This window comes from Planctomycetota bacterium, from assembly GCA_038746835.1.
Lineage (GTDB): Bacteria > Planctomycetota > Phycisphaerae > Tepidisphaerales > Tepidisphaeraceae > JBCDKH01.
Genome location: JBCDKH010000259.1, coordinates 1 through 3,785 on the forward strand (window position 1 = coordinate 1; position 3,785 = coordinate 3,785).

At 64.4% G+C, this 3,785-nt stretch carries 3 protein-coding genes, 1 tRNA gene and 1 pseudogene; 3 read left to right on the forward strand and 2 right to left on the reverse strand.

The window, feature by feature from the left end:
- Positions 1 to 213 precede the first annotated feature (213 nt).
- The 3 genes and pseudogenes from AAGI46_16215 to AAGI46_16225 all read left to right on the forward strand — a co-directional run bounded on the left by AAGI46_16215 (position 214) and on the right by AAGI46_16225 (position 2,463).
- On the forward strand, positions 214 to 828 hold the full coding sequence (locus AAGI46_16215; GenBank protein ID MEM1013753.1) for a YceI family protein: 615 nt from the start codon (positions 214 to 216) through the stop codon (positions 826 to 828).
- A gap of 163 nt (positions 829 to 991) precedes the next feature.
- Positions 992 to 1,993, forward strand: coding sequence for a hypothetical protein (locus AAGI46_16220; protein ID MEM1013754.1), 1,002 nt, complete (start codon positions 992 to 994; stop codon positions 1,991 to 1,993).
- A gap of 122 nt (positions 1,994 to 2,115) precedes the next feature.
- Positions 2,116 to 2,463: pseudogene (locus tag AAGI46_16225) on the forward strand (SET domain-containing protein-lysine N-methyltransferase).
- Positions 2,464 to 2,770: 307 nt separating this feature from the next.
- Here AAGI46_16225 and AAGI46_16230 read toward each other — a convergent pair.
- Positions 2,771 to 2,843: transfer RNA gene (locus AAGI46_16230), tRNA-Thr, on the reverse strand.
- A 45-nt stretch (positions 2,844 to 2,888) separates the two neighbouring features.
- Positions 2,889 to 3,356, reverse strand: a complete 468-nt coding sequence (locus AAGI46_16235; protein MEM1013755.1) for a GreA/GreB family elongation factor — start codon at positions 3,354 to 3,356, stop codon at positions 2,889 to 2,891.
- Positions 3,357 to 3,785 lie beyond the last annotated feature (429 nt).

The following is a 3,785-nucleotide window of genomic DNA, read 5'->3' on the forward strand; positions in this document are numbered from 1 at the left end:
AGGACGCCGCGCGGATCGATCGGCGGCGAGCCACCCTCAGGCGGCGGCGGAGGCGGCGGTGCGGACGACGACATGCTCGACGTTACGTCGTACCGCCGAAAAGTTCGGCCCACGCCGCGACTTCCACCGTTGTCGGCGCTTGTCCCCTCCGGATAACTTGTTCAAACGGCCATCTAAAAACGCCGCCCGACTTTCTCCTTACCCCAACGCATCATGTCCCGTCGCCTCAGCTCCATCGCTCTCGCTTCCGTCGTTGCCATCGCAGGCGTCTCCGTCGTGCCGCACATCCGCTCTGCTCCGGCGGCGGTCATGCAGGAGTCGACATCGTATGAGATCGACTCGCTTCACTCGACCATTGTCTTCAGTGCGCTCTACATGGGTCAGAGCCCCTTCTATGGAATGTTCACCGCGACGTCTGGAACGATGACGTACGACGGCACCAATCCTTCAACACTCCAAGTCGACATCACTGCACCACTTGCAAGCCTCGACACGCACAACAGTGATCGCGACGCGCACCTCAAAAGCCCCGACTGGTTCAACGCGCCCGAACATCCCAACGTCCGCTTCGTTGGCGGGAGTCCGAGCGACAATGGCGACGGCACGATGACCATGCAGGGCGAGCTCACGCTCAACGGCCAGACCAATCCCGTCACCGTCACCGTCCAGCACCTCAAGGCCGGCAACACGCCCCGCGGCCAGCGGATGGGCCTGGGGGCGACGTTCACCATCAAACGCACCGATTTCGGCGTGAACACGATGGTCGGCGAGAACGGCATCGGCGACGAGATCACCCTCCACGTCGGCCTCCAAGGGCTGGCAGGCTGAGCGCGATCGCGACCTGCGACTTCGGGAGCAGAGACCGCCGCTCCACCGTCATTTTGAGCGAGCGAAGCGAGTCGAAGGACCTCGCCTGTCTGGCATCTATGGAAATACCAGGCGAGCGTCCTTGCCATTTCGCTCATTTTCTTTGATTCATTAGTCCCAACTCATGTCTCTCGACCCCGCCATTCTCCAGCGATTGATCTATACAATCGGGATTCCCGGCGGGATCGGACTATTGATCTCGGTCATCGTGCTGCTGTGTCGCTGGCCGGGCGTGGCGCGGTGGACGATCGGTGTGGCGGGTGCGGCGGGTCTCGGGCTTGCATTCTGGCAGCCGTTTCACGAGATGCCCGAGCCCAGCTCGCTGGGGCGATGGTCGCAGTGGAGTTGGATGGTCCCCGCGACGGCCGGCGTGGTGCTCGCGTGGCCAGCCTTGCTGCACGTGCCGCGGAAGGCGTGGGCGTTGCCCGTCGCCGTGGTTGGGCTTGCGGGCGTGATGTTCTTCCTCGCCCCAGCCCGCTATGCCGAAACGCTCGGCCAGCCGCTGATCTACATCTTCATCGTGCCGCTAGCGACGGCGCTGCTCGTCGGGCCGATCTGGTGGGCGGCGAGGCGTGACGACGCAGGCACGGCCGACTTGGCGTCCATGACGATCATCGGCGTGGCGGCGATTCCGGTGCTCGGGCTGACCGGTTTCCACGGGGCGACGATGCTCTTCTTCCCCGTCGTCGCGGTCACCGGCGCGGCCTGGCTGGCATCGCTCGTTCTCGCACGCGAGGGCAACGAAGCGGCCGCCAAGCAGTTGGCCGTCGGATGCTTCATTCTTCCGATCGCGTTCATGCCGGCGGCGATGGTGGCGTGGTACGCGCAGCCGGGCCTGCAGAAGTATGACGCGGTCGCGCTCGCCCTTCCGGCTATCGCGGGGTTACTGGCGATCGTGGTGCCGCGTCTGCCGAGGCGCTTCGCCGGGACAGTCATCGCGGCCGGCGTTGCGGGGCTGGCCCTGCCGACCATGCTCATCGGCAGCGATGCCCGGCCGTATTTGCCGGTCGTGCTTTCCGACGCTCAGGAGGCGTGGCTGACCAACTGGTCCGAGCCGCCGGTGTTGGAAGAAACAGAGGCGAGTGAGGCGGACCTGAACTTCTGGGGTGGTGGGGGTGGTGGTTAGGGACTAGGTACTAGGGACTAGGGATGATGGTTTTTGCCGTTCTCTGTTTTCGAGCTTTCGCCCAGTCCGTTGTCTTCGGTCCCGTTGCATGTCCGTCGCATTGAGGGGCGGGGCGGGGTGTTGTCGCGGGGCGGTCGTTTGCACGCGGTGAGTTGATCGAGCGGTGTCCGGTGCTGGTCCTTCCGGCCCGGGAGGTCTTCGGTACGGATGACGCGTCGCCCGTGCTCATGGACTACGTCTTCGATTGGCGGGCGATCCGCGAGGCCCACGTCGGACTCGCGCTCGGGTACGGATCGCTCTACAACCACCGCATCTTCGCCAACGCGACGTGGACACGAGTCGCGCCGGACCTGCTCGACATCCACGCCCACCGCGACATCGCAGCTGGTGAGGAGATCACCATCAACTACCACGGCACCCCTGGTGACCCCGAACCCGCAGCATTCGAGCAGCGCGGAAGTCCCGACTGAAGCGACACGCACCATCGACCCCTAGGAAGAACGATCAACCCACCCTGAACCAAGTCTCACGGTTTGCGGTGAGCGCCAGCGAGCCGCAGGGTCGGGTCCGGAGCGGCTCGCTGACGCTCACCGCTAACCCATCGGAACACGATCGCGTTCGACCTCAAATGCGAACGAATTCGCGACTTTCGACCAGATTCGGATCATCCGCTGCATCTGGTGCCACTGCATTCTTGAAGTGCTCCGTACCGAACACTGCAAGAATGTTGTGGCACCGGAGCACCAGAGCTCACTCGAACCGTCGGATGCTTCCCGAAGCCGCCTCCCGGACTCGAACCGGGAACCGTCGCTTTACAAAAGCGGTGCTCTGCCAATTGAGCTAAGGCGGCGCGTTCCTTTCACAGCTTCAGCCAGAGATCGCCAATCGTCAAGGCTCAGACGATCTCGACGACTTCGAGCTTCATCGAGCCACGCGGGGCCGCGACGCTGACGACGTCGCCGACGCGGCTTTTCATGAGGGCGTCGCCCATCGGGCTGGTCGCGCTGACGTCCTGCACGTCGCCATCCGCGTCGGGTGCGCCGGCCTCGCCGACGAGGCGGACAAGCATCTCCTCGCCGTCGCTTGTGTCCTTGACCTTGACCGTGCTGCCGAGGAAGACCATGTCTTCCGGCACGTCATCGGCATCGGCGACGACAACGTCCTTGGCTTTCTTTTCCAGCTCCGCCAGCTCCGCCTCGATCTTGCGGTTCTCTTCCTTGGCGAAGTGATACTCGGCGTTTTCGGAAAGGTCGCCCAGCGCGGCGGCCGCGGTGATGCGGGCCTGCACCTCGACCTTGGACTTCCGCAGCTCTTCGAGTCGCGCGTCGAGCTTGCTCTTTTCTTCCGCACTGAGGTATTGCATCGTCGTGACTTTCTGTTGGCGCAAGGCGCGGGACGCATCTTCCTGAGCGTCGCGGGTTCTGTCTGTTGCATTCGAAGCACGACCAGCGGCCTCGAGAGAAACGACAAGCCACCGTCTCCGGCCGTGGCCGGTCCAACGGTGGCGAGGGCATTCTACGGACCGGCCCTGACACGCGGCAAGCCAATCCGGCAACGCGTGGCCCCGTGTCGCACGCTCATCCACGCGGCTATCGTCCGCCGTGGCATTCCAGTGTGACATCGTGACTCCCGACGCCGAGACGTTCAGCGAGCAGGTTCGCGGCGTCGTCCTGCCCGCCCACGACGGCCTGGTCGGCATCCTGACCGGACGCGCGCCCATGCTCGTCAAGCTCGGCACGGGCGAGCTTCGCGCCGAGGTCACCTCCGGCACCAGCCGGCAGTTTTCCATCTC

Coding starts and splice junctions, on each gene's coding strand:
- AAGI46_16220 (MEM1013754.1), top strand. CDS start 992: ATGTCTCTCGACCCCGCCATTCTCCAGCGATTGATCTATACAATCGGG.
- AAGI46_16215 (MEM1013753.1), top strand. CDS start 214: ATGTCCCGTCGCCTCAGCTCCATCGCTCTCGCTTCCGTCGTTGCCATC.
- AAGI46_16235 (MEM1013755.1), bottom strand. CDS start 3,356: ATGCAATACCTCAGTGCGGAAGAAAAGAGCAAGCTCGACGCGCGACTC.